This is a genomic window from Micromonospora sp. U56 (assembly GCF_018070095.1).
GTDB classification, from domain to species: domain Bacteria; phylum Actinomycetota; class Actinomycetes; order Mycobacteriales; family Micromonosporaceae; genus Micromonospora; species Micromonospora purpureochromogenes.
Map to the genome: position 1 here is coordinate 1 of NZ_JAGPYL010000100.1, position 22,870 is coordinate 22,870.

Annotated in this window: 18 protein-coding genes, 1 tRNA gene and 1 pseudogene; 10 read left to right on the forward strand and 10 right to left on the reverse strand. The window is 71.9% G+C overall.

The genetic code is table 11. The annotated features are described in order from the left end of the window. Positions 1 to 703 precede the first annotated feature (703 nt). From KBX37_RS26055 to KBX37_RS26080, 6 genes are all read right to left on the reverse strand, one after another. Positions 704 to 2,098 (reverse strand): DUF4303 domain-containing protein, encoded by a 1,395-nt coding sequence (locus tag KBX37_RS26055; protein ID WP_210778531.1) that lies wholly within the window; start codon positions 2,096 to 2,098, stop codon positions 704 to 706. A 260-nt stretch (positions 2,099 to 2,358) separates the two neighbouring features. Continuing rightward, on the reverse strand, positions 2,359 to 2,640 hold the full coding sequence (locus KBX37_RS26060; protein ID WP_247658910.1) for a hypothetical protein: 282 nt from the start codon (positions 2,638 to 2,640) through the stop codon (positions 2,359 to 2,361). A 426-nt stretch (positions 2,641 to 3,066) separates the two neighbouring features. Continuing rightward, entirely contained in the window at positions 3,067 to 3,270 is a 204-nt protein-coding gene (locus KBX37_RS26065; protein ID WP_013283833.1) for a cold-shock protein, read from the reverse strand. A gap of 1,481 nt (positions 3,271 to 4,751) precedes the next feature. After that, positions 4,752 to 5,033: a hypothetical protein gene (locus KBX37_RS26070; RefSeq protein WP_210778533.1), complete on the reverse strand. Its 282-nt coding sequence runs from the start codon at positions 5,031 to 5,033 to the stop codon at positions 4,752 to 4,754. Then, positions 5,030 to 5,362: a hypothetical protein gene (locus KBX37_RS26075; protein WP_210778534.1), complete on the reverse strand. Its 333-nt coding sequence runs from the start codon at positions 5,360 to 5,362 to the stop codon at positions 5,030 to 5,032. Before KBX37_RS26075 ends, KBX37_RS26070 begins: the two co-directional genes overlap by 4 nt. Beyond that, entirely contained in the window at positions 5,359 to 6,471 is a 1,113-nt protein-coding gene (locus tag KBX37_RS26080; protein ID WP_210778535.1) for a hypothetical protein, read from the reverse strand. Before KBX37_RS26080 ends, KBX37_RS26075 begins: the two co-directional genes overlap by 4 nt. Positions 6,472 to 6,791: 320 nt before the next feature. On the opposite strand from KBX37_RS26080, the gene KBX37_RS26085 reads away from it, so the two are divergent. Both KBX37_RS26085 and KBX37_RS26090 read left to right on the forward strand, forming a co-directional pair. Continuing rightward, positions 6,792 to 7,448 (forward strand): hypothetical protein, encoded by a 657-nt coding sequence (locus tag KBX37_RS26085; RefSeq protein WP_210778536.1) that lies wholly within the window; start codon positions 6,792 to 6,794, stop codon positions 7,446 to 7,448. After that, positions 7,372 to 7,947, forward strand: coding sequence for a hypothetical protein (locus tag KBX37_RS26090; protein WP_210778537.1), 576 nt, complete (start codon positions 7,372 to 7,374; stop codon positions 7,945 to 7,947). The genes KBX37_RS26085 and KBX37_RS26090 overlap by 77 nt, the downstream gene beginning before the upstream one ends. A 4-nt stretch (positions 7,948 to 7,951) precedes the next feature. On the opposite strand, the gene KBX37_RS26095 is transcribed toward KBX37_RS26090, so the two are convergent. Next, on the reverse strand, positions 7,952 to 8,794 hold the full coding sequence (locus KBX37_RS26095; RefSeq protein ID WP_210778538.1) for a hypothetical protein: 843 nt from the start codon (positions 8,792 to 8,794) through the stop codon (positions 7,952 to 7,954). A gap of 833 nt (positions 8,795 to 9,627) precedes the next feature. Between KBX37_RS26095 and KBX37_RS26100 the strand changes: the two genes are divergently transcribed. Both KBX37_RS26100 and KBX37_RS26105 read left to right on the forward strand, forming a co-directional pair. Then, complete coding sequence (locus KBX37_RS26100; protein ID WP_210778539.1) at positions 9,628 to 9,801, forward strand: hypothetical protein; 174 nt, start codon at positions 9,628 to 9,630, stop codon at positions 9,799 to 9,801. 26 nt (positions 9,802 to 9,827) lie between these two features. Then, positions 9,828 to 10,436, forward strand: a complete 609-nt coding sequence (locus KBX37_RS26105) for a hypothetical protein (protein ID WP_210778540.1) — start codon at positions 9,828 to 9,830, stop codon at positions 10,434 to 10,436. Here the strand turns inward: KBX37_RS26105 and KBX37_RS26110 are convergent. Continuing rightward, positions 10,418 to 10,501, reverse strand: a tRNA-Leu gene (locus KBX37_RS26110). The two genes, KBX37_RS26105 and KBX37_RS26110, sit on opposite strands and share 19 nt — an antisense overlap. 234 nt (positions 10,502 to 10,735) lie before the next feature. On the opposite strand from KBX37_RS26110, the pseudogene KBX37_RS36075 reads away from it, so the two are divergent. Continuing rightward, positions 10,736 to 10,909: pseudogene (locus tag KBX37_RS36075) on the forward strand (hypothetical protein); the annotation flags it as partial. 515 nt (positions 10,910 to 11,424) lie between these two features. Here the strand turns inward: KBX37_RS36075 and KBX37_RS26120 are convergent. Continuing rightward, complete coding sequence (locus KBX37_RS26120; RefSeq protein WP_210778547.1) at positions 11,425 to 12,642, reverse strand: hypothetical protein; 1,218 nt, start codon at positions 12,640 to 12,642, stop codon at positions 11,425 to 11,427. Between the two features lie 328 nt (positions 12,643 to 12,970). Here KBX37_RS26120 and KBX37_RS36080 point away from each other — a divergent pair, with 328 nt between their 5' ends. The 5 genes from KBX37_RS36080 (at position 12,971) to KBX37_RS26145 (ending at position 21,145) form a co-directional block, all read left to right on the forward strand. Continuing rightward, on the forward strand, positions 12,971 to 13,783 hold the full coding sequence (locus tag KBX37_RS36080; protein ID WP_374103903.1) for a hypothetical protein: 813 nt from the start codon (positions 12,971 to 12,973) through the stop codon (positions 13,781 to 13,783). 219 nt (positions 13,784 to 14,002) lie between these two features. After that, the gene (locus tag KBX37_RS26130) at positions 14,003 to 16,564 is read left to right on the forward strand and encodes a fibronectin type III domain-containing protein (protein WP_247658912.1); all 2,562 of its coding nucleotides are present in this window, start codon (positions 14,003 to 14,005) and stop codon (positions 16,562 to 16,564) included. Between the two features lie 33 nt (positions 16,565 to 16,597). Continuing rightward, a complete protein-coding gene (locus KBX37_RS26135) occupies positions 16,598 to 17,596 on the forward strand; it encodes a MoxR family ATPase (protein WP_210778542.1) in 999 nt (332 codons plus the stop codon). A gap of 13 nt (positions 17,597 to 17,609) precedes the next feature. Continuing rightward, the gene (locus KBX37_RS26140) at positions 17,610 to 18,758 is read left to right on the forward strand and encodes a DUF58 domain-containing protein (RefSeq protein WP_210778543.1); all 1,149 of its coding nucleotides are present in this window, start codon (positions 17,610 to 17,612) and stop codon (positions 18,756 to 18,758) included. Continuing rightward, a complete protein-coding gene (locus KBX37_RS26145) occupies positions 18,734 to 21,145 on the forward strand; it encodes a DUF3488 and transglutaminase-like domain-containing protein (protein ID WP_374103901.1) in 2,412 nt (803 codons plus the stop codon). Before KBX37_RS26140 ends, KBX37_RS26145 begins: the two co-directional genes overlap by 25 nt. Here KBX37_RS26145 and tnpB read toward each other — a convergent pair. Continuing rightward, positions 21,140 to 22,792 carry an IS607 family element RNA-guided endonuclease TnpB gene (gene tnpB / locus KBX37_RS26150; protein ID WP_307849204.1) on the reverse strand — a complete coding sequence of 551 codons (1,653 nt, stop codon included), beginning with the start codon at positions 22,790 to 22,792 and terminating at the stop codon, positions 21,140 to 21,142. The genes KBX37_RS26145 and tnpB overlap by 6 nt on opposite strands. Positions 22,793 to 22,870 lie beyond the last annotated feature (78 nt).

Below are 22,870 nucleotides of genomic sequence, written 5' to 3' on the forward strand. Positions count from 1 at the left end.
GCAACCGCCTCGTCGGCATCCTCCACGGCTGCCTCAAGACCACCACTCTCTACGACCAGGCAACCGCCTGGTCACACCGAACCCAACCCGCCGCTGCTTGACATCCAAGCTCCTGGGATGTCTGACCACTTCGGTTTTCTCTGGGAGGTCACACCGACCCGTCCGCCCACATCACCGCAGCTCAGAACGCTGTGCCCTGCCTGGCGCCGTTGAGCACTTCGGGCGCGGTGACCACTTCGCCGTGCTGCACCCAATCTGCACCCACCTGCAAGGCCAGGCCACCCACCGGCCCCTTACCGGCCCGACCTGCGGATACTCCCCTGCCAGGCTACATAGAGTGCCGTCGACTGCTGCTCAATTCGGCTGAGCACTCCGTGTGAAGCAGGACGCTCCGCCCGCTCTGACCTGCGAAAACGCAAGACCGCAGGTCGCGGCGTACGCCGTTGGGCGCCATTCGGTGCCGTTGAGTGCAGTTCAACGCCGTTCAGTGCACCCGGCTGCTCCCAACCTGCTCCCCCGATTCCCGCCTCATGCGGTCAGCCGGGACAGTCTGCCTAACGCAGGTCCGCCCCGCGGGTACGAGGCGAGCGACCCGACGACAGTGGGAACGGACGGTGACGAGCGCGCTCGCGGACCCCGCGCTTTGTCAGCGGCAGATGCGCACACCTGACCTTGTTGATTCGCGGCCAGCGGCGAAGGTGCGTCAGCGGCTGATGTCACGTGCGGTCTCGAGAAGGTCATCGCGTTCGCGGATCCAATCAGCGGCAGCGGCGCGCACCTCGCCGACGGTGTCGTCCAGTACTGACCGGACGACGTCCACGTAGGGGTGGGCGTCGCGTTGCCACCACCGCAGGGACAGAACCGCCAGCCGACGCACGGTCGGATCCGGATCGTGCACCATCGCGTTGCTGAGCGCGGGCAATATCCGTCGGCCGACTGCACGGCCGAGTTGGCGCTCGCCGAGGACGTCCACGGCGTGTCGGCGGACGAGGACGTGTTCTGACTGCAGGCCGCGAAGGGCTTCGTCGACCTCGTCGGTGTTGATGCGGCACGGCGGGGTGCCTGGTTTCAATTCCTCGGCCAGGGCTGTTGCATACTCTGGCCGGCTCGTGAGCACGTCTTCGAGGGGACGGTAGTTCAAGGCGAGCGGGGTCCGCCCCTGATCACGGAAGCTCGTGTAAGGGGCGGCGACAGCTGTGACCACCGCTTCTTGGGGAAGTCGGTCTGCGTGGTCGAGTACCAGATCCAGCCGGCCGAGCCGGGCTAGTGCCCGAGCCGTCCACAGCTGGTCTGGTCCGTCAAGCCGGTTGAGTGCGGCGGTCAGTGCACCGATCACCTCTTCGTCGGGCAGGCCGAGGTCGGCGAGAAGTTTGGCGGCCTTCCACGCCCGCTCGGCCCTGCCCAGTAGTGGTATCAACTCCGCGGCGGCCGGACGGCCTAGCGGGATCAGCGCCTGAGCCGCTTCCTCAGCGCTGATGAGACCGTCATAGTCGCCAAGCAGGGACACGTAGTAGCGCGCCTGCTCGGCCTGTGGTAGCGCCGCGATCCGAGCCATCTCTGCGCGTCGCCGGTCGAGTTCGGGGAAGTGCCGGTGCAGTTCCCGTTCGCGCAGCACGCGGCGCAGCAGCGCCTCCCCGCACTCGTGGTCGAGCACCAGCACCAGGAAATCGCGGTCGACGGTACCCGCATCGCCCAGCCGCCGGCGGGCCTGCCGGCACGCCGTCACCAAGGCGGCCAGATACCGGCGGAAGGTCTGTTCCCACTGCCGGGTGCTGCCACGACGCGCGAACGCGGTCAGCTCCTGCTGCCAGCGCCGGTCGTCCTTCTCCGGCAGCCAGTCGAGGTCGGACTCTTCCCAGTCCGCCACATTCCTTCCGAGGTCTGCACGACGCTCGGCCGGCCATTTTTGCACCGCCTCGAGCGAGTTCATCCCGAGGATTGGCAGCGTGATCACACCGTCAGTCTCGCGATAGATTTCGCCCCACGCCGCGGCATAGAAGTGCTGATTCGGCCGCTCGGCGATTACCGTCTGGACGGTTCGCACGAGTGCATCGGTGAGGACCTGCTCGAACCCGCCCCAGTCGAACACCGCCTTCACGCGGAAGATCCTAGACCGAGCCGTCTGAGCAGCATGAGCATGCCGAAGCTCCACCGCGGCAGTCTCCACTCGCCAAGACAGGAGGGCGAGGCCAGCGTGATTGGGACGGCCGCAGCGGCACCTGCGCGCACGAACAGCGGCATGAGAGTTAACGGTTCCTGGCAGAGTCTACCGATCAACACGGTCCTGCCCTCGTCGCTGCGCCAGAGCACAGTGACCGCGTCGCGGCGGCGATGTAGCGGCGGCCGTGCGGCGCACGATCAGAATGGTGCGGGTCCGCGGCCTGCCAACGACATCAACACCTGCGTGGCGAGTAGCTTGCGTATGCCGGTGACGGCGACTGTCCCCATCCGATCGTAGGGCAGTTCCAATTGCAGCCCTTCGACTGCGTTGCGAAGGTCTGTCGTGATCTCGTCCGGACGGAACGTGCCGCCCCAGCCGTTGAGTCCTCCGCGCTGGTTGGTCCTGAGGGAAGCCATGCCGGATATGCATGCGCCGTCGACCAGGATCAGCCTCGCAGGACCCGAGTAGGTCGTCGTCATAGTCATCAACCCTTCAGGATGTAACGCCGTGCACCCCGGGTCCCGGCTGTCTGACAGTCATCAGGAGGCGAGGCGTCGAGTCCGACCATGGTGTGCTCCACCTGGACCGCGACCGTACGTGCCTCGACCGTCAGGGCGGCGGCGATGCGGAATTCGGCTCGTTAGCGATAAGGGTCGACGTCTGTGTCTGTCTGGTTCATGAGCCAGCGGCGCGCCTTGGGCGAGCTGACAGTCGGCCTGGGCAGACTAGCGCCCGAGGTCCGAATCGATCCAGAGAAGAGAACACGGGGGCAATGCCGAGCTGGCTCCACACCGAGATGGCCGGCCTTCTGCCGATCAGACGATTTTCGCGATGCCGTGGTGAGCGCATGAAACGCCGAACGGCGGCCCGCTGAACCAGTCGGGCCGCCGTTCGCAGAGTGTGGATCAAAGCGGGCGGATGTTCTCCGCCTGCGGGCCCTTCTGGCCTTGGGTGATGTCGAACTCCACCTTCTGATTCTCGTCGAGGCTGCGGAAGCCGCTCGCCGAGATCGCGGAGAAGTGGGCGAAGACGTCGGCGCCGCCGTCGTCCGGGCTGATGAAGCCGAAGCCCTTGTCGGCGTTGAACCACTTCACGGTACCTGTAGTCATGTCTGCTCCTTCGCAGGCTGTTAGAGACCGCACTGTGCGGACCCTTACGCCGCCGCGTTGATCACCCGCGTCGAAACGACACGAAAAACGAAAAGCGCCTGGATGGGTTTCAGATGCCCCATCAGGCGCCGGAAAACGTCTACGGAAATCAAAACTGCAACTCGGCTACCGTAGCACATGCTCCGTCGTCGATCCCATGGCGGTGAGTGGACCTGGTCACTCGTCTGCTTGCCACGCCACGTGGACGGCACGTTGACCGGGTTCACGATGGGCTAGTTGCAAGACTGGGAAGTGGCAGCGACACCGAGAATCGGCAGGTCGCGCCTGATGTGGCGTGAACTCTAATCGGGCGCCGTCAGGAGGAGCGGCCACGATGTCAGTCCACAAGGGCTCGATTACTCGGCGTGCACACCTGCGGAAGCGCTGTCTGGCTCCGAGTCGGGACGGGGGCAGGTGGGCGGATCGGCCGGCTCGCCCAGTGGTCTCGGTGGAGAACCTTGGTGTGGTTCGCGTCGTGCCCGACGCTGGTGGCCGTGCGGGGCGGCCGCACCCGCGCGATCGCCTGACATCGGAGAAGCGCCTTGAAGCAAGGTCAGGTGCGCGCACATCGGCAGTTGAGGACATCGCTGGCTGACCAGCGATAACCCGAGAAGGTAGACGCCTTCGGGCACGCCGAAGAGCTCACCGCGCAGGAAGCCCTGTTCAGAGCGTTGCCGGTGAGATTCGAGTCTCATTTGTCGGGATCTATGCCGGCGCCAGTACGGGAGCGCCCAGAGTCATACGTCGATGCAGCAAGATCTTCTTGAGTGACGTCAGCGGCCCCAGGACGACAGCCGGCACCAGCCAGGCGAGTAGCAGTGAAGCCTGACCACTACGGTCTTCTCTGGGAGGTCACACCGACCCGTCCGCCCACATCACCGCAGCTCAGAACGCTGTGCCCTGCCTGGCGCCGTTGAGCACTTCGGACGCGGTGACCACTTCGCCGTGCTGCACCCAATCTGCACCCACCTGCAAGGCCAGGCCACCCACCGGCCCCTTACCGGCCCGACCTGCGGATACTCCCCTGCCAGGCTACATAGAGTGCCGTCGACTGCTGCTCAATTCGGCTGAGCACTCCGTGTGAAGCAGGACGCCGCACCGACTCTGGCCTGCGGAAATGGAAACCTGCAGGTCGGGGTGGGTGCAGTTGAGTGCCGTTCGGTGCCGTTGGGCGCTGTTTGACGCCGTTCAGTGCACCCGGTTGCTCCCAACCTGCTCCCCAACCTCGGGCCGCGAGACCAGCGGCAACTGACCGGCTGGCACATCCTCTCGTCGCGCAGAAACCGTGCCGGTGTGGACGCCGGACAGGGGTACTTGGCCCCTCTACTGCGACGCGGGCGCCCGCCACCCCGCTGCCCCCGACCCCGGCGGCATCGACGTCGGCGAACCGACCGCCCCGCACACCCTCCGTGAGCAAGTGGGTATGGCTAATCTGAGGTGGTTCAGACGGAGTTGCGGGCGACGGCGAGGCCGCAGGTGGCCAGGATGCCGGCGGCGACGAGTCCGATGCGGAGCCAAGGGACGTCTCGGGTGGGCTTGACGCCGATGGAGACCGAGACGCCGAGGCAGGCCGCGACGACCAGGCAGATGACTACGGTCAGGGTGCGGTAGGCGGGTCCGTTCTCTGACCACCAGGCCCAGGCGCCGAAGACGGCGGGGACGAGGAGTAGCAGGCTGAGGCCGATCAGCGGGATGGCGATCTTCCAGCGCGTCCATGCGCTCATGCTTGCCGGCCCTCCTGGTGGTGGTTGTCGTCCGTCGCGCCGTTGGGGTCGAGCACGGCCTGGTCGCCGGCCTCGCGCAGTCGCTGGGCCTGTCGCTCGAACTCGGCCCGCTGGTCGGCGGAGAGTGCGTCGCGGTGGTCTAGCGCCTCGGTGAACGAGGCGTGCAGCGCGGTGCCGTGCCAGGATACGGACGCGGCGGTGCGAAGGTCCATGTCCCCGCCGAGCACGGTGCGGGCCAGTGAACCGAGGGGATCGTTGGGGCCTCGGGTGCGGGCGAGGGTGGTCAGGACGGCGCGGGCGAGGGGTTCGCGGGTGATGTCGTCGGTCATCGTGGTCCCAGGTGTGCGGGGTGCTGGTAGGGCTTCAGGTCGGGCAGCGAGGCGACTTCCATGCCAGCCTTGACCATCTCGATCGAGCCGGCGATGCCCTTAAAGGTGGCTTCGGCGTTGCCGTAGAAGGTGGAGATCTCGTTGTACAGGTCGTAGGCCTGCCAGGCGTAGTAGGCGGCGACACCGTAGCCGAGGACCGGGCCGACGCCGGTTTCGATCGTGGCGGTGCCGACCGCTGAGGCGGCGTTGATGATGATGAGCACGTCGATGAGCTTGCTGATCAGGCCGGTGACCACGGAGTAGAGCTGCTTGGCCGCTTCGGCTGCCCGGGTGTACAGGTCGGCGTACTGGTCGCAGACCGGGTGCAGGGCGCGGGCCGCGGTGCCGAGGGAGAGTTGGTATTCCTGCTCGCCCTCTGCCGCGTTGCCCCGCCACACGTCAGGGACGTCCGCGGCTCCGGTGATGAGGTTGCGGCTGAGATCGTCCATGGCGTTGCCGATGATGCGCCATGCTGCCGCGCAGTGGACGTAGGAGTCCCAGTCGCCGCTGAAGGCTTTGCCCCAGCCTTCGAACGGGTCTTCCCCGAACAGCCACACGCTGACCTGACGCAGCCACGCCGCAGGGCTCACCAGGTCCGCGAGCGGGTTGATCTGAAACATCTCGATGCCGGTGGCGTAGTTGGGCGGCACCAGCCGCGTTGAGGGGTCGGCCACGTCGGCGAACGGTGAGCGTGGGGCGGTAGGCCACAGGTCCGACCGGGTGGGGCCGGCCAGGGTGCCGCGAAGGCTCGACGAGTCACGGGCACCCGGGTAGCTTTGGTCTAGACGAGCTGCCGCAGAGGCGTCGGAGGTGGCGTACTCGCGTTGCGCCAGGTTGACCTGCGTCGCGGCACTCCCGGTAAGGCTCTTGAGCCGTTCCAACCCTTCGGTCATCCGGCGGTAGGCCGCATGATGCGGGCCGGCGAGCATGAAGAGCAAGCCCTCTTGGTCGAAGGTCAGGTCGCAGTGGCGGCGCATGTAGCCGAGAGTGTCGGCGGCGTCTCCGGACGCTCGGTGGAGCAGGTTGTACAAGCCGTTCAAGCCGTCAGGGTCTACGTAGAAGCCGCTCATGATCCCCCGTTGATCGTGGCTGACACTCCGGGCAGCGTAGAGACGAGGATCGCGGCGATCAATGTTTCACGGCGCTGTGTAACTACCCCGACACTCACCACGCAGCCCGAGGGGCGGGCGGTGCCGACAGCAGCCGTGACAGCAACGGCGGCGAACATGACCGGGCGGGTTCAACCGGTGTTGACATCGACGCAGCCCGACGCCCGGATGCCCTTTCTCTGAGGACCACATCCTCGTCTCCTGCCCCAGAGCAGAAGGGTCTGGCATCTACGGGACCCCATGGGCCGGCGTCCTTCACGTACGGTGGGTCCTGCTTCGCCGTGACGCTCCGGGCGATCGCCGCCGGCCGGTGGGAGCCCAGCCTGGTCGACGCGGAGCCCACCGCCGAGTTGCTCCGGCAGCTGCTGGCGACCGGCTGGTGGGTCACCTACCTGGCGCGCCGGCTGGACCGGCGGCGGATGACCCTCGCCGCCGTCGCCCACGGCCACAGACGGCGGATCGGCCGGTCCCTCGCCCGTCAGGTGGAGGACTTGTATGACGAGCTGCTGACCTACCCGGCGCCCGTTGGCCGGGCGGCGACGAAGGCCCGGCAGGCAGCACGGAAGGTCGGGTGGCGGCCCATCGTCGACGAGCCGTGGCGCTCCACCGTCGACGTCGACGAGGTCGTCGTCGACCGGGCCGTACGCGAGGAGAGCCCTGGCCGGCCGCTGGGCGTGGCCGAGCGCAGCGCGGCGATCGACCACGTCGTCAGGGTGAGCCGCCGTAGCCATGTCGACGCGGCCCGGGTCCTGGGGCTCAGCGCCCGTACCGTCGTCCGGCACGAAGGCCGACGCCGCGCGACTTCCCCAGCCCGGTGCACGACCGCCGGTAGGGTGCCAGACGTCAACCAGGAGGGGCGGGATGGGCAAGAAGACCAAGCGGAAGGCCGGGCCGGACAAAAGCCGGATCGCCGCCCAGCGGCGCGCGCAGCGGGATGACCTGTACCCGCCGGACTTCAAGGTGAAGCTGCCGGTCGCGCCGGTGGATGTACTGGCCAACATCATGCCCCTGGCGCCGAAGCTGACCATCGAGAAGGGTCGCCTGACCGACTCGCCCGCCCGCACGTGGCAGAACATGGTCGACAGCGGGATCAGCGACGGTGCCCTCGAGGTGATCGAGCGCTGGCCCTACCAGGTCGCCAATCCGGGCAAGAAAGCCGGATCCTGGGCTTGCCTGGCGTTGGTCGCCTACGAGACGAAGATGAAGATGCCCGACTTCGTCCGCCACTTCGTGGAGCTGGAGGACAACGGCCTCGTCGTCTGGAGCAACGAGCACAACGTGTACGTCTTCCGGCACGAGATTTCGGGGACGGACGAGGAGAAGCTCGCGGCGATTGACGGGATCTGGCAGGACATGGCCAACGAGACCGCGGAGGAGCGCGCGCAGCGCCGCTGGAGCCGCCCGCAGGTAGTGGCGGTGCCCGCCGAAGACGAGTAGTCGATCAGCGGAGGCGGCGGCGAATCCATGCTGCGAACGCGCCTGCGCCGAGGAGCGCGGTGAGGACGGCGATGATCTGAGGCACTGACCACTTCGTGACGTCCAGGGTCACAGTCCAGAGCTGCTTGGCGACGTACTTCGAGGTCCGCTCCACCGTGAGCCTGATGGTGAAGCTCTCTCGGGTGACCAGCTCCCGGTCCGTGTCTGCGGCAAGGACGAACACCGCGCCTTTCAGCTCGTACGTGCCGGGCTTGCTGGCGCGGACGCTCCACCACCAGGTGGCGGCGTCGCCGGGATCGGTGAGCGGCTGGGCAGAGCCCTCGGGGTTCAGGTCATCCCTGATTTCAATCTCCGAGTAGGGAGCAGTCAGGATGACTCCAACGCGGCCGCCGATCGGCACCGTTATGCTGGTCGACGGGCGCCGCGGTACCGCGCCCGCGCTAGCCAGTTCCGTCGGGTACAGGCAGAGGTCGTCGCTGTTAGCGGGCCCGCAAATGAGGACCCTGACGGCGAACCACTCGGTGACATCCACTGTCCGGTCGGTCGTGACGTGGAGCTCGCCCTCGAACAAGTCCCGACGGCCGTCCTGCACGGTCGCCTGGTACTGAAACTGCTCCGACGGCGACCGCCCGGCCTGGGGGGCAGCCGTGGGGGTCGGGGCGGGTCTTGCAGCCGTGCGCACGAAGTCGAAGGCGTCGGCCAGGAGTCCGGCCACGGCCAGGAGCAGCGCCAGCCCGGCAACGAAACGTGACACCCGAAGGTCTCGGGTTTGCTCCCCATCCAGCTTGCGCGCGCGGATATGTACTCGGCGCTGGCTCTCTGGCTTCGAGCTTCTCTGACCCCTCATCACTGCCTCCTGACAGCGTGTAGCCGGCTCAGTGTGGACTACCTGCGCACGTAATCCACCAGCGGGACGTAAGCAGCTGACCGACGGGACCATCCGTGCCATGACCGCGCTGCTCGCCCGCTGGGCCCTCCGCAAAGACTGGCAGGAGGCCGAACACCCCGAGACAGCCGCGGCCGGTTCATCGAGGTCGGCACGTGGGTGCGGGCGTGGACTCCTGGCGTCGGTGAGACCGTCGGCGAGGTGATGGCCACCCCCGGCGGCGGGCAGCTGCAGGTCCGCACCCGGGCCGGCTGGGTGTCGATGGTGGCCGCGCGGGACGTCGAGTCGTCCGGGCTGCCACCGTCCCCGCCGGTCGACCCGCCCGACACGGCCACGGTGCGGCAGCTGCTCGACCCGGACTCCGGGGTTACCCCGGCCGGGCTGCGGGGGCGGCTCGCCGCCGGCGACGGCACCCCCGACGAGCGGGCGGAGTGGGCGGCCGGCGCGGACTGGTTCGACGCTGCGGCGGAGCGGGCCAAGGCCGAGGAGCTTGCGGTCACCTACCTGGCCGGGATCGTCGGCTCCCCGGACCCGGCGGGCGCCGTGCGGGCGACCCTGCCGCACCTCGCCGGCGACGCCCAGGCCGCGTTGGCACAGACGCCCCACGGGGAGCTGGCACACCGAGCCGGCGAGCCGGCCGGACTCCGGCACGGGGTACGCCGCTGGGACGGCAGCGCCGACGGGGCAGTGTGGGCCGAGCGGAACATGCAGGCGCCCGACGGGCTGAGCCGCGACGAGATCGACGCCGCCCGCACGTACATCAAGGACCCGTCGATCAGCCGGGCGCTGCGCGGGTGGCCACCAGCGACGACGACCGGGACCAGGTCGCCGCGCTGGACGCGGCGATGGCGAAGAGCCTGGTCCCGCAGCCGATCCTCGTCACCCGGGGCACCGGCGTGGCGGCGCTCGAGGCGGCGGGGGTGCAGGGCCGCGACGACGACGAGGGCATGCACGGCCTCACGGCCTGATCTACTGCGCCGCCTGCGAACGCAGAATGCAGGGCCAGTACAACCACGGCGACGCGTACTACCGCTGCCGCTTCCCACAGGAATACGCCCTCGTCAACCAGGTCGAGCACCCCCGCAACGTCTACCTGCGGGAGGACGCCCTCACCGACCCGCTCGACACCTGGCTGGCCTCCGCCTTCGCGCCGGACCGCATCGAACGAACGATCAGCGCTATGGCTAACGCCCAGGCCACTGATGATCTACCCACCCTCGGCACCGCAGCCCGGGCGGCCATCGCCGACTGCGACGCCAAGCTTGAGCGCTACCGAGCAGCCCTCGGCGCCGGAGCCGACCCGGCGGTGGTTATCGGCTGGATCGCCCAAACCCAGGCGGAGCGGACCCGTGCCGAAGCCGATCTCCACGCCACACCGAACAAGAGCTCACAGCGGATGAGCCGAACAGAGAGCACCAACCTCGTACAAGCGCTCGGCGACATCGTCACCGTGCTCCGCGACGCAGACCCCGCCGACAAGGCCGAGGCCTACCGGCAACTCGGACTCCGGCTCACCTACCGGCCTGAAACGCAAACGGTGCGCGCTGAAGCTGATCTCAGCGCGCACCGTGGGGCAATGGTTTGTGTCCGAGGGGGGACTTGAACCCCCACGCCCTATACGGGCACTAGCACCTCAAGCTAGCGCGTCTGCCATTCCGCCACCCGGACCTACTCGTCCAGCCTACCCTGTCGGCGTCGCCGGCTCTCCCGCCGGTCAGCCGCCCCTGGTGGGCCGCACGGGGCATTACTGTACACGGCCGAGATGGATCATGCACATCGCCGCCGGCCCGGTGCAACGTCGCGACATCTGCCCAGGTCAGAGGCACGAAGCGGACAGCACCGGCGGGGCGTGCCGTCGGGGCGGGTAGCGTCCGGGCACCGTCTACCGGCAGCATTGCTCACGTGTCACAACCCTCCCCCCTCGTCGGCGCTCAGCAGCGGGCGCTCGCCCTCCGTTCCGCCGGTGATCTGCCCGCCGCCCGGCGGCTGCTGGCCGACACGATCGCCTCGGTCCGGCCGGCGTACGGCGAGGACCACCCGGAGGTGCTGGGCACCGCACACCTGCTGGCGCGGATGCACCGCGAGGCCGACGACCCGACAGCCGCCCGGCGGGTGCTGGAGGAGGCGTACGCCGCGGGCGAGCGCCGGTGGACCGGCGCCGAGCCGCTGATGCTGGCCATCTCCTTCGATCTGGGGTCGGTGGCCGAGGAGCTCGGCAACCGCCACGAGGCCCGCCGCAACTACACCCGGGTGGCCACCGCCGGACCCGCCGTGCTCGGTGAGCACCACCCCGCGGTACGGGCGGCCCGGCAGTACCTCGGCGGCGCGGCACCGGCGATGCCCCCGCCCGTCGCCCCGCAGCCCGGGCCGGCTCCGCAGCCCGGGCCGGTTCCGCTCCGGCACTCCGGGCCGCCCGCCGTTGGGCAGGCTGGACCGCCGAGCACCGCGCCGAGCACGGGCGGCGCGTTCTCCGCACCCACGACCGGCATGCCACAGCAGAGGCCGGTCGTACCGCCGGTGCGGCAGCAACCCACGGCCCCAGTTCCCCCGCAGCGAGCCGTGCCGCCGGCGCCCCAGGCGCCGCCCCTCGCTCAACAGGTCTCCGCACCACCGCAGGCCCCGCCCGCACGCCAGGTGCCGCCCGCGCCGGCACCACCCGCGCCACCGCCGCCCGTCGCGGCCTCGCAGCTTCCGCACGCGCCGCACCGGCAGTTCTCCGTGCCGCCGGCGCCCCAGGTGCCGGTGCCCCGGTCGGCCCCGCCCGCGCCGCATCCGCCCGCCCGGCCGACCCCGCAGCCGCCCGTGGTACCCGCTCCCACTCCGCCCCGACCCGGGCCACCCGCGCACGTCGACGCCGCCGCCCCCGCCACGTCACCGTGGGCGCCGCCGCACCTGCGGGCCCCGGCCGTGCCCTCGACCACGCCGCACCAGGCGACCGGGCCGGCGGATGCGTGGTCCGGACCCGCCGCCGCGACGCCGCCGGCTCCGCAGCCCGCGCCGACCCGGACGGCGGTGCCACCACCCCCGGTTCCTCCGCGGGCACAGGTGCCGCCCGGTCCGGTGACCGCGCCCACGGTCGTCCCACCGGCGCCCCAGGTGGCGAGCCGGAATCCGACCCTCCCGGCGCCGCCGACCGACGCGGCGCCGACGCAACTTCCGCCTCCGCCGGACCACTGGCCGACCACGGGTACGCCGGTGACCACCGGAGGCACCACGCCGAGTCCGGTGACCACCGCAGGTACGCCGAGTCCGGTGACTACCGGCGCCAACGCGTCGCATGCTTCGCCGGTCAGGCCGCCCGAGAGATCGACCGAGCCGCCCGCCACGGAGGTCCCGCGGCCGGCGGTCCCGAAGGCGCACGGCTGGGACCGGCCGACCATCCAGGTCCAGCAGATAGATCCGCTCCTGCGCGAGGAGGCCCAGCGCCAGGCGGCGACGCCGCAGGCGACGACCCGACCGACGAACGCCCCGGTCAGCACGCCGCCCGTCAGCGCCCCACCGGTCAGCGCAGGCCCGGTCACTACCGGCCCGGTCAGCGCGCCGCCGCACGCCGGGGCATCCCAGCCCGTCAGCGCCCCACCGGTGAGCGCGCCCCCGGTGCCCCCACCGCCCACGACCGACCGATCGGTACCCGGACCGCCTGTCGTCAGCGCACCACCAGCCTTCGCCCACCCGGTCAGCGCGGCCCCCATCCCGCCGGTCAGCACGCCACCGTTCAACGCCACCCCACCGGTCAGCGCGCAAACCGCGCCGCCGATCAGCGCGCCGCCCGCACCGCCGATCAGCGCGCCGCCGGTCGCGGCGCCCACGCACCCGATCAGCGCCCCGCAACCACCGCACCGTCCGGTCGCCCCGCTGACCCACCCCGTCAGTGCGGCCCCCGCCCCCAGCACCCCGGCCAACCCGGTGAACCCCCCGCCGACCCCGCACCATGCGGTCGCCCAGTCGCTCCACCACCGCAGCGCGCCCCCCGTGGCCAGCGCCCCGCCCGCACCCTCCTACCCGGTCAGCACGCCATCAGCACCAAGCCACCCCGTCAGCACTCCGCCGGCGACCGCCTACCCGGTCAGCAACCCGCCGGCACCGAACCACCACCCCGTCAGCACCCCGCCGGCCCACCAGGTACACCGTCCGCAAATGCCGCCCGTGGCCAGCACTCCGCCGGCACCCCACCACCCGGTGAGCGCCACGCCGGTGAGCACCCCGCCCGTCAGCGCCCCACCGTGGGGACTGACCGCGCCCCCGTGGAGCAGCGTGGCGCCGCCGCAGCCGCTGACCACCTCCCCGGTCCGCGACGAGCCGACCGAGGACGACGACGCCAGCACCCAGACCGACACCGACGGGCCGCTGGAACTCGTCGACGAGCCGCTGGTCGCGTACGACATGCCGCCGCGGGTGGTGGCGGAGGACGCCGGCCCGGTCGAGCAGCCGCGCCAGGAGGCGACGTATCCGCCGGTCAGCCCGGTGTACCAGCCGCCGGCGGCGTACCCGGTCGAGGCGCCGCCGGCGCGGCGCGGGCGGGGTCGCGTGGTGCTGGCCGTCGTTGCGGGCGTCGTGGTCCTGGGGGTCGCGGGGGTGGTCGGCGCGGTGGCGCTGGACCGCGACGAGCCCGGCGCGCCGCCGGCGCCGACCAGAGGCACGCCGGGGGCGGCGAAGGCGACCGGCGCGCCGCCCACCGCGCTGAAGCTGCGCGACGACGGGACGAGCGTCACGATCACCTGGTCCGACCCGGCGGGTGGCGGGGTGCCGTTCATGGTCGCCGGCGGGCGCGCCGGTAAGGCGCTCGGGGTGATGGCCACCGTTGACCCGGGACAGACGAGCTACACCGTGAACGGGCTCAGCTCCACGGTGGACTACTGCTTCACGGTGCTGGCGGTGTACTCCACGGACGCGTTCGCCACGTCGGGTCAGGTCTGCACGGACCGGGAGCGGCGGACGCCGGCGGGCTGACCGACCGTCCACGGCGCACACGCTGGGTGTCCACAGGGGGACCCAGCGGGTTCCCCGGTGCCGGCGCGGCGCATATGATGTCCCACGGCTCAGGGGAGGGTCGCCGGGGACATGGCGCGCCACCTGGACAGCCAGACGGGGAGGCAGCCGGACGTGGCCACCATCGACGACGTCGCGAGCACCGTGACCGACACCGCCGCACCGCCACGCCGCTCCCGGATGCGCGGCGGGCTGGTCACCATCGGCACGGTGGGCGCTCTGCTGGCGGCGATGGGGCTGACGGTGCTCGGGCTGGGCGCCGCCGACAACGCGGTGGCCAACTACGACGCCAGCAGCTGGTTGTGGAGCGCGGCGCGCAGCGAGATGGCCCGGGTCAACGGCATCACCGCGCGGGTCGACACCCGGATGGAGGTCCCCGGCGCCCGGCGGCACCCGATGCAGGTCACCCAGACCGACCGACTGCTCATCCTGCGCGACCTGAACACCGGCCAGGTCAGCTCGCTGGACCTGGCCACCCTCCAGATCACCGCGACCACCCGAACCACGCCCGGCCTCGGGGTCAACGTCGTGCTGCACGAGGACGCGGCGTTCGTCGTCGACGCCGTGCAGGGCATTGTCCGGCAACTGGACCCGCGCTCGCTCACCCCGGTCGGCGAGCCGGTGCGCTACCCGCCGGGCATCACCGGCGGCGCGTTCGACGGCAAGGGCCGGCTCTGGATCGCGATCCCCAGCGAGGGCACCGTCTCGGCGGTCACCCCGGCGGAGCTGCCCTCCGCCCCCGCCGATGGCGGCGGCCTCAGCCCGAAGCAGGTCGAGACGTACACGGTCGCGGAGCCGAGCCACGAGCTGGTGGTGTCCACGCTGGACGACGGGGTGGCGGTGCTCGATCGCACCTCGGCGTCGCTGGTCACCGTCCGCGCCGGCGAGACGGTGCGCACCCCGCTGGCCATGTCGTCCGCGGGCACGCTGCCGGCCCGGACCAGCGGCCCGGCCGTGCCGGTCACGGTGGGCGGCGAGCGGCGGGTGCACGTGGTGGCCGACGGCAGCGAGGTACGCCAGTTCACCGTGCCGGGCAGCGGTGACCGGCTCAACGCGGCGGTGGCCTGGGCCGGCCGGTTCTACTGCGCCGACGAGGCCAGTGGGACGGTCTACGCGTTCGACGGCGCCGGCAAGCTGGTCGACACCATTCGGGGCAAGGGGATGACCGGCCCGCTGGAGCTGGACGTGCGGGAGAACCACCTGTTCATCAACGCGCCCGACTCGTCGACGGCCCGGGTGGTCGACGACAAGCACCAGGTGCGCGAGGTCAACAAGTACGCCAACGACGTGCTCGGCGGCGACCCGCCGCCGGTTCCCCCGCCGCCGCCTCCGCCGAAAAAGCCGAAGGTGGGCAAGCCGAGCGCGCCGCGCGGCGTCACCGCGTCCGCCGGCAACGCGCGGGCCCGGGTGAGCTGGAAGCCGGCGGCCGCGAACGGCGCCGAGATCACCAGGTACGTGGTGGAGGGCGGCGGCCAGAAGCACGAGGTGGGCGCCAACCAGCGGGCGGTGGAGATCACCGGCCTGACCAACGGCGAGGCGTACACGTTCGCGGTGCACGCGGTGAACGGCAAGGGCGCCGGCCCGGCCCGGCGGAGCAATCCGGTGACGCCGACGGCGGCGGTGCCGGACCCGCCGACCGGCGTGACCGCCGAGGCCCGGCCGGACGGCACGGTGCTGGTGAAGTGGCCGGCCGCCAACGGGCAGGGCAACACCATCGCGAAGTACGCGGTGACCGCGACCTCGGCCGGCACGAACGCCCCGGCCGGCGAGTCGGCGAAGACCGAGCTGGTGGTGCCGGCCGGTGAGCTGGAGTACGGCACCCAGTACGCCTTCACCGTGGTGTCCGTCAACGACAAGGGCGCCGGCTCGGCGGCCTCGCCGGTGAGCAACACGGTGGTGCCGTTCGCCCCGCCAGGGCAGCCTGCTGGGCTGCGGGCGACCACGGTCGCCGACCAGCGGGGCACCGTCGCCGTGCAGTGGTCGCCGGCGCGGGACAACGGCCGCCCGGTGACGAAGTACCTGGTCGACGTCGGGGGCCGGGTCAGCGAGGTGACCGACACGCAGACCACGGTGCCCGGGTTGGACGACGGGCAGAGCGTGACGGTGAAGGTGAAGGCGGTCAACGAGGCCGGCCCCGGCCCGGAGGCCAGCACCACCGCGCGCACGGTCGCGGCGCCCCGGGTGACGGTGACCGGCTCGTCGGCGACCGCCACCGCGGCGACCGTCAGCTTCACGGTCGACGCGGGCGGTGGGCAGGCCTCCTGCACGCTCAGCACCGCCGGTGAGGCGGCGAGGTCCGGCCCCTGTTCCAGCATCACGATGCCCGGCCTGACGCCGGGGACGGCGTACACGTTCACGGTCACGGCGAGCAACGCCGCCGGCAGGGGCACCGCGACCCGGGCGCAGACCACCGACCCGCTGTACGGCATCGCGACCTGCAACAACGGGCCGGACGGCGACCAGCGCACCTACTGCAACGCAGAGGTCGACGGCCGCAACGGCAACGAGGTCTTCTCGGTGACCCGGCAGGACAACAGCAAGCAGGTCGGCTGGGCCAGGCCGGGGACGCGGCTGAAGGCGTACTGCAAGAAGTCCGGCGACAACGTCGACTCCTGGATCTACAACAGCCAGAAGCAGAGCACCTGGTGGGTGCAGGTCGAGTACTCCGGGCGCAACTACATCCCGTGGGCGTGGCTCAACCTGGAGGGCGGCGACAACATCAACGTCCTGCCCACCTGCTGACGCCGCACCAGCCAGTCGAGGAGCACCACCACCGTGAACAGCACCCAGGAACCGCTCACCCACCCGGAGGTGCAGGGCTTCGCCGCCCTCGCCGCCCGGCTGGCGGAGAACGTCAACGCGGTCGTGCTGGGCAAACCGCAGGTGGTACGGCTGGCGCTGACCGCGCTGTTCGCGCAGGGGCACGTCCTCCTGGAGGACGTACCCGGCGTCGGCAAGACCACCCTGGCCCGGGCGATCGCCGCGACGGTCAAGGGTGAGTGGCGCCGCATCCAGTTCACCCCGGACCTGCTCCCCTCGGACGTCTCCGGGGTGACCATCTTCAACCAGGCCACCCGGGGCTTCGAGTTCCACCCGGGGCCGGTCTTCGCCAACATCGTCATCGCCGACGAGATCAACCGGGCCTCGCCGAAGACCCAGTCGGCGCTGCTGGAGGTGATGGAGGAGCGCACCGTCACCGTGGACGGCGTCCGGCATCCGGTGCCGCAACCCTTCCTGGTGGTGGCCACGCAGAACCCGGTCGAGATGGACGGCACCTACCGGCTGCCGGAGGCGCAGCTGGACCGCTTCCTGGTGAAGCTTTCCGTGGGCTACCCGGACGAGGCGGTCGAGGTGGAGGTGCTGCGCGGCGCGACGGTCCGCTCCCCCGACTCGCTCAGCGCGGTCACCGACACCGCCACCGTCGGGGAGATGGTCCGGATGGCCCGGCGGGTGCACATCGCCGAACCGCTCTACGCGTACGCGGTCCGGCTGGCCGCCGCGACCCGCAACCATCCGCAGGTACGGGTCGGGGTCAGCCCCCGAGGCGTGATCGCGTTGACCCGCGCGGCGTGCACGTACGCGCTGATCGACGGCCGGGGCTGGATCATGCCGGAGGACCTGAAGACCCTCGCCGAGCCGGTCTTCGCGCACCGGCTGCTGCTCACCCCGGACGCGCAGGTGCGCGGGGTGACCCCCACCGAGGTGCTGCACCAGGCGATCGCGTCGGTGCCGGTGCCGCTGCCGTCGGGCCAGCCGGCCCCGGCACACAGCTGACGGGCGTACGCCGATGGGGATCACCGCCCGCGGCGTCGGGCTGCTCGTCGCCGTCGTGCTGCTGCTCGCCGTCGGCTTCCGCTTCGCGTACCCGGAATTGGCGCTGCTCGGCGCGGCGGCCGCGGTGGCGGTCGGCTACGCCGTGGCGACCGCCGCCTGGCGGCCCCGCCTGGAGGTCTCCCGCAGCGCCGAACCGGACCGGGTGGCCCGGGGCGAGCCGGCCCACATGACGGTCACGGTCCGCAACGCCGGGCGGCTGCGGGCGGCGAACCTGCTGGCCGAGGACCGGTGCGGCGCGGCGACCGTGCCCGTGCCGGTGCTGCGGCTGCGTCCCGGGCGGGACACCACCGTCCGGTACGAGGTGCCGACCCGACGCCGGGGCGTGGTGCCGGTCGGCCCGCTGCGGGTGACCCGGCGCGACCCACTGGGGCTGGTGGCGCTCTCCCGCTCGTACGGTCAGCCGGTGCCGGTCTGGGTGCACCCGCGGATCCACCCGCTGACCGCGGTGCCCACCGGCGCGGGGCGCAGCCCCGACGGCCGGTCGGACAGCGTGCCGCACGGATCGATCACCTTCGACTCGCTGCGCGAGTACGTCGTCGGCGACGAGCTGCGCCGGGTGCACTGGCGCACCAGCGCCCGGGTCGGCGAGCTGATGGTGCGGGAGAACGTGGACACCAGCCTGCCCCGGATCGTGGTGCTGCTGGACAACCGGTCCGGCGCCCACCCGCAGCGCGTGGACGGGGTGGCCGAGTCCTTCGAGGCCGCCTGCGAGGCCGCCGCCTCGGTGGTCACCGCCGCCGTCCGGGAGGACCTGCCGGTGGCGCTGCTGCTGGTGGCGCCCGGGGAGGACCAAGCCGGCGAGCCGCCGCTGGACCGGCTGGCCGCCGTGGAGCTGACCGACGGCGATGCCGACACGCTGCGCACCTCGGCGAGCCGGCTGCGACAGGACCGGGCCGGCGACACGCTGGTCTTCCTCACCGGGCCGGGCGGCCGGGGTGACCTGGGGCAGGTCGGCGCGCTGCGCGGGGCGTACCCGTCGGTGGTGGTGGCGGTCTTCGGCGCGGACGGGCCGACGCCGGCCGCCGCGGCGGGCCTGGTGGTGCTGGACGTGGCCGACGGCGCCGGGTTCGCCGCCGAGTGGGACGGGGTCCGCCGGTGGTGACGACGCAGGCGCGCCCGGCCGCACCCGGGCCGGCGGCGCCGCCGGGCGACGATCGGCGCGCGACGGTACAGCGGGGGCTGCGGGCGGTGCCGGTGCCGGTGGCGCTGGTCGTGCTGACCGCGCTGGCCGGGGTGGTGCTCGGTCGGGTGTACGCGGACGACCTGCTGACCCGGCTGATGCTCGGCGCGGCGGTCGGCTCGGTGCTGGTCAGCGTGGCCGCCCGGCGGCTGCCCTCCTGGCTGGTGGCGCCGGTGTCGGTGGCCGCGATGGCCGGCTGGACGGCGTTCTCGCTGCACCTGGCCGCCCGGCACGCCGACCTGCCGGGCAGTTTCGGGCCAATGGTCGCCGACGCGGCCCGCAACGGCATCCCCCGGCTGCTCACCGCGATGATCCCGGTCGAGCCCACGCCGGACACCGTGCTGGTGCCGCTGGTGGCGGCCTGGCTGGCCGGGCTGACCGGCGCGGAGGTGGCGCTGCGCGCCGGCCGGACCCTGCTCGGCTTCCTGCCGCCGACGCTGCTCTACGCCGGCGCGCTCTACGTGGTGGGGCCGAACGCGGACCCGGCGACCTGGCCGTCGCTGGCCTTCGCCGGCGCGGTCGCGCTGGGGCTGGCCGCGCCCGACCGGCGGGGCCCGCCGGGGGCGGCCGACCCGACGGCCGGGCTGGCCCCGTCGGTCCGGGCGGCCGTGCGGGCCCGGCTGGTGGCGGGCACCGCGCTCGGCCTCGCGGTGGTGGTAGGGCTGGCCGCTCTGCTCGGGCCGCTGCTGGCCGCCCGGGTCGACGACCGGCCGGTGGACCCGCGCCGCTACGTGGAGCCGCCGCGGGTGGAGTCGCTGGACGAGAACCCGCTGATCCGGATCTCCGGCTGGGCGCTCAACCCGGAGCAGAAGCTGCTGGACGTGACCACGCGGGCGCCGGCGGGAACCGAGAGCCGGATCCGGCTGGCGGTGCTCAGCGACTACGACGGGGTGACCTGGCGGGTCGGCGCGACCTACCGCAACGCGGGGCGGATCCTGCCCGCCACGGCATCGGAAGCCGGGCCGGTGGAGACCGTCCGGCAGGAGATCACCGTGGCCGACCTGACCGGGCGGCTGCTGCCGGCGGTGGCCACCCCGCGCGAGGTCACCGGGGCGCGGGTGGCGTACGACCCGGCGACCAGGACGCTGATCCGGCCCGAGGGGCTGAGCCCGGGGCTGCGGTACACGGTCACCTCGGCGCGGGAGCGGCCGGACGCGAACCTGCTCGCCACCGCCGACGTGCCGGCCGGTGCGGAGGTGGCGCGGGTGCTGCGGGTCGCCGACGGGACGCCGGAGCCGCTGCGCAAGCTCGCCGGCCAGCTCGCCGAGGACAACGGCGCCCCGTACGCGCGGGCCGCCGCGATCGAGCAGTTCCTCGCCGAGCACTACCGGGTGGTGGCGGACGCGCCGAGCGGGCACGCGTACCCGAACTTGAGCTTCTTCCTCTTCGGACCGCGCGGGGGCGGCGGGCAACGCGGCACGTCGGAGCAGTTCGCGGCGGCGTTCGCGGTGCTGGGCCGGCTGACCGGCCTGCCGACCCGCGTGGTGGTGGGTTTCGAGTCGCGCAGCGACGGTCCGGTCCGGGCCGCCGACGCGTTCGCCTGGCCCGAGGTGCTCTTCACGGGCGTCGGCTGGGTGCCGTTCGACCCCCTGCCCCGGCCGGACACCGAGCCCCGCCCGGTGGAGGAGGACTTCCGGCCGACGCCGGACGACCCGCCCCCGTCGGAGGTGCCCGAGCCGACCGTGGAGCCGACGGCGACCCCGCCGGCCGTGGCCGCCGCGGACCGTCCCGCCGGTGACCGGGGTCTGCCGACGCCGGTGCTGGTCACCGTGGCGGTCGCCGGCCTGCTGCTGCTCATCGGGGCGGCGCTGGCCACGCTGGCCGGGATGCGCCGGGCGCAGGCGCGGGCCCGCCGCGAACGGGGTGACCCCGGCGAGCGGATCGCCGGGGCCTGGCGGGAGGTCACCGACGCGCTGCGCCTGGCGGGCCGGCCCGTCGGCGGCGACCTGGCCGCCACGGAGGTAGCCCGGCACGCCCGACGAGCTCTCGCCGACGCCCGCGCCACGACGACCGCCGACCGGACCGCTCCCCCGACCGCTCCTGCCACCGCCGACCCGACCGGCGAGACCGACCACGCCGGATGCGCCGGGTACGGCCCGGCCGTCGCCACCGCACCGGCCATGGTGGACGGACCTGACGTGGACGAGCTGGCCGTCCTGCTCAACCAGGTCGCCTTCGCCCCCGGTAGCGCCACCCCGGCCCACGCCGACCGCGCGTCGGCACTCGCCGAGCAGTACGTGGCGGCCCTGCGCGCCGCCCGCCCCCGCTGGCGCCGCCTGCTCTGGTCGGTCCACCGTTTCCTCTCATGATGCAGAAGTAAGCACCTGAGTGGATGTCCTACCTTGCGATGGGACGGTCCCGGTCTTGCCCGCTGTGGCGGTGCCGGGTAGACGCTTCGCAGCCACCAGCCCCGCGGGCGGGGTCTTACGGTCGGCTCCACGTCCGTTTAGCGTCTCCGGGCCACTCCCGGCGACGGTGGCCGCCAGGGCGGCCAGGTTCCGTGCGGCGTTGACGTCCCGGTCCAGGACCAGGCCACAGGTGGTGCAGGTGTAGGTGCGTTCGGACAGGGCCAGCTTGGTTCTCACCGCGCCGCAGCCCGAACACGTCTTCGACGAGGGATACCAGCGGTCCGCCACCACCAGGCGACCGCCGTACCACAGCGTCTTGTAGTCCAGTTGCCGGCGGATCTCGGCGAAACCGGCGTCGGCGATCCGCCGCGCCAGCCTGCGGTTGCGCAGCATGCCGGCGACGTTGAGGTCTTCCACCACAACGGTGCCGTAGGTGGTGGCGAGGCGGGTGGTGAGCTTGTGCAGGCCGTCGCGACGCAGGTTCGCCACCCGCCCGTGGACCCGGCTGAGTTGGCCGCGCGTCCGCTCCCACCGCTTCGAGGCATCCCGGCGGGTGCGCCGGTCGGGGCCGGTCTTGCGGGACAGCCCACGGCTGAGCCGGCGTAGCTTCCGCAAGGCGGCATCAAGATGACGCGGGTTCGGCACCAGACCGCCGGTGGACAGCACCGCCAAATGCGTCACCCCAAGGTCCACGCCGACCGTCGCACACGGACGGGCGGGGGTGCGTTCGGCGCGCTGGACCTCGCAGGCGAACGACACATACCACCGCCGGCCGTCACGGCGCACCGTCGCCGACAGGATCCGAGCGGTGCCCGCCTCCAACCGGCGGGCGAGTTTCCGGGCCGACTCGTGCAACTTCAACCGGCCCAACCGCGGCAACACCACATGCTGACGATCCGCCTCCACCCGGATGGCGCCGGTGGTGAACCGCACCGACGGCGTGCACCGGCGACGCGACTTGAACCGGGGGAAACCAACCCGCCGGCCGGCCCGCCGACCCGAACGGGAGTCAGCCCAGTTGTTCAACCCCCTCGCGAGGGCGTCCAGGCCGGTGTTGTAGGCCTCCTTCGAGTAATCCCGCCACCACGGCGCCACCTCATCCTTCGCCGCGTTCCACGCCCGGCGCAACGCCGGCAGAGACCAACCGATCGTGGGGGTGAGCTGCTCGCCCGGCACACCGTAGGTGCGTTCGGCGGCCCGCTGACCCATCACCGCCTTCACCCGGGCCAGCGCCCAGTTGTACGCCATGCGGGCAGCGCCAGCGTGACCAAGCACCGCCCGCTCCTGCGCCGGGGTCAGGTCCAACGCGAACCGGTACGCCTGAACGACGATCGGCCGCTGTCGCTGTTCCACGCCCGGCACGATAACCACCCGGTACGACAGCAACCGGCAGCCCCCACCGTCACACTTCTTACCGCACAGACGCTGCCACCTGATCCACACCCCGTTACGATCCACCACCCACGCCGCAAACCACTCGTTGAAGCTCACCAACGCATACCAATGCATACTCAGCCAGCAGCAGCTGACAACCCCTAATGGGAGGTGTCGGGTCGGCTGGGAGGCAGACTCGATGTCCGGTAGCCGCGGGCGAGTGAGCACTTCCACCCCTTGGACCGGTGAGTCCTAGGGTCAGACCGTGCCCTTGCCCGTGGTCGGGAGATGAACGGCTGATGGGATGTCGTG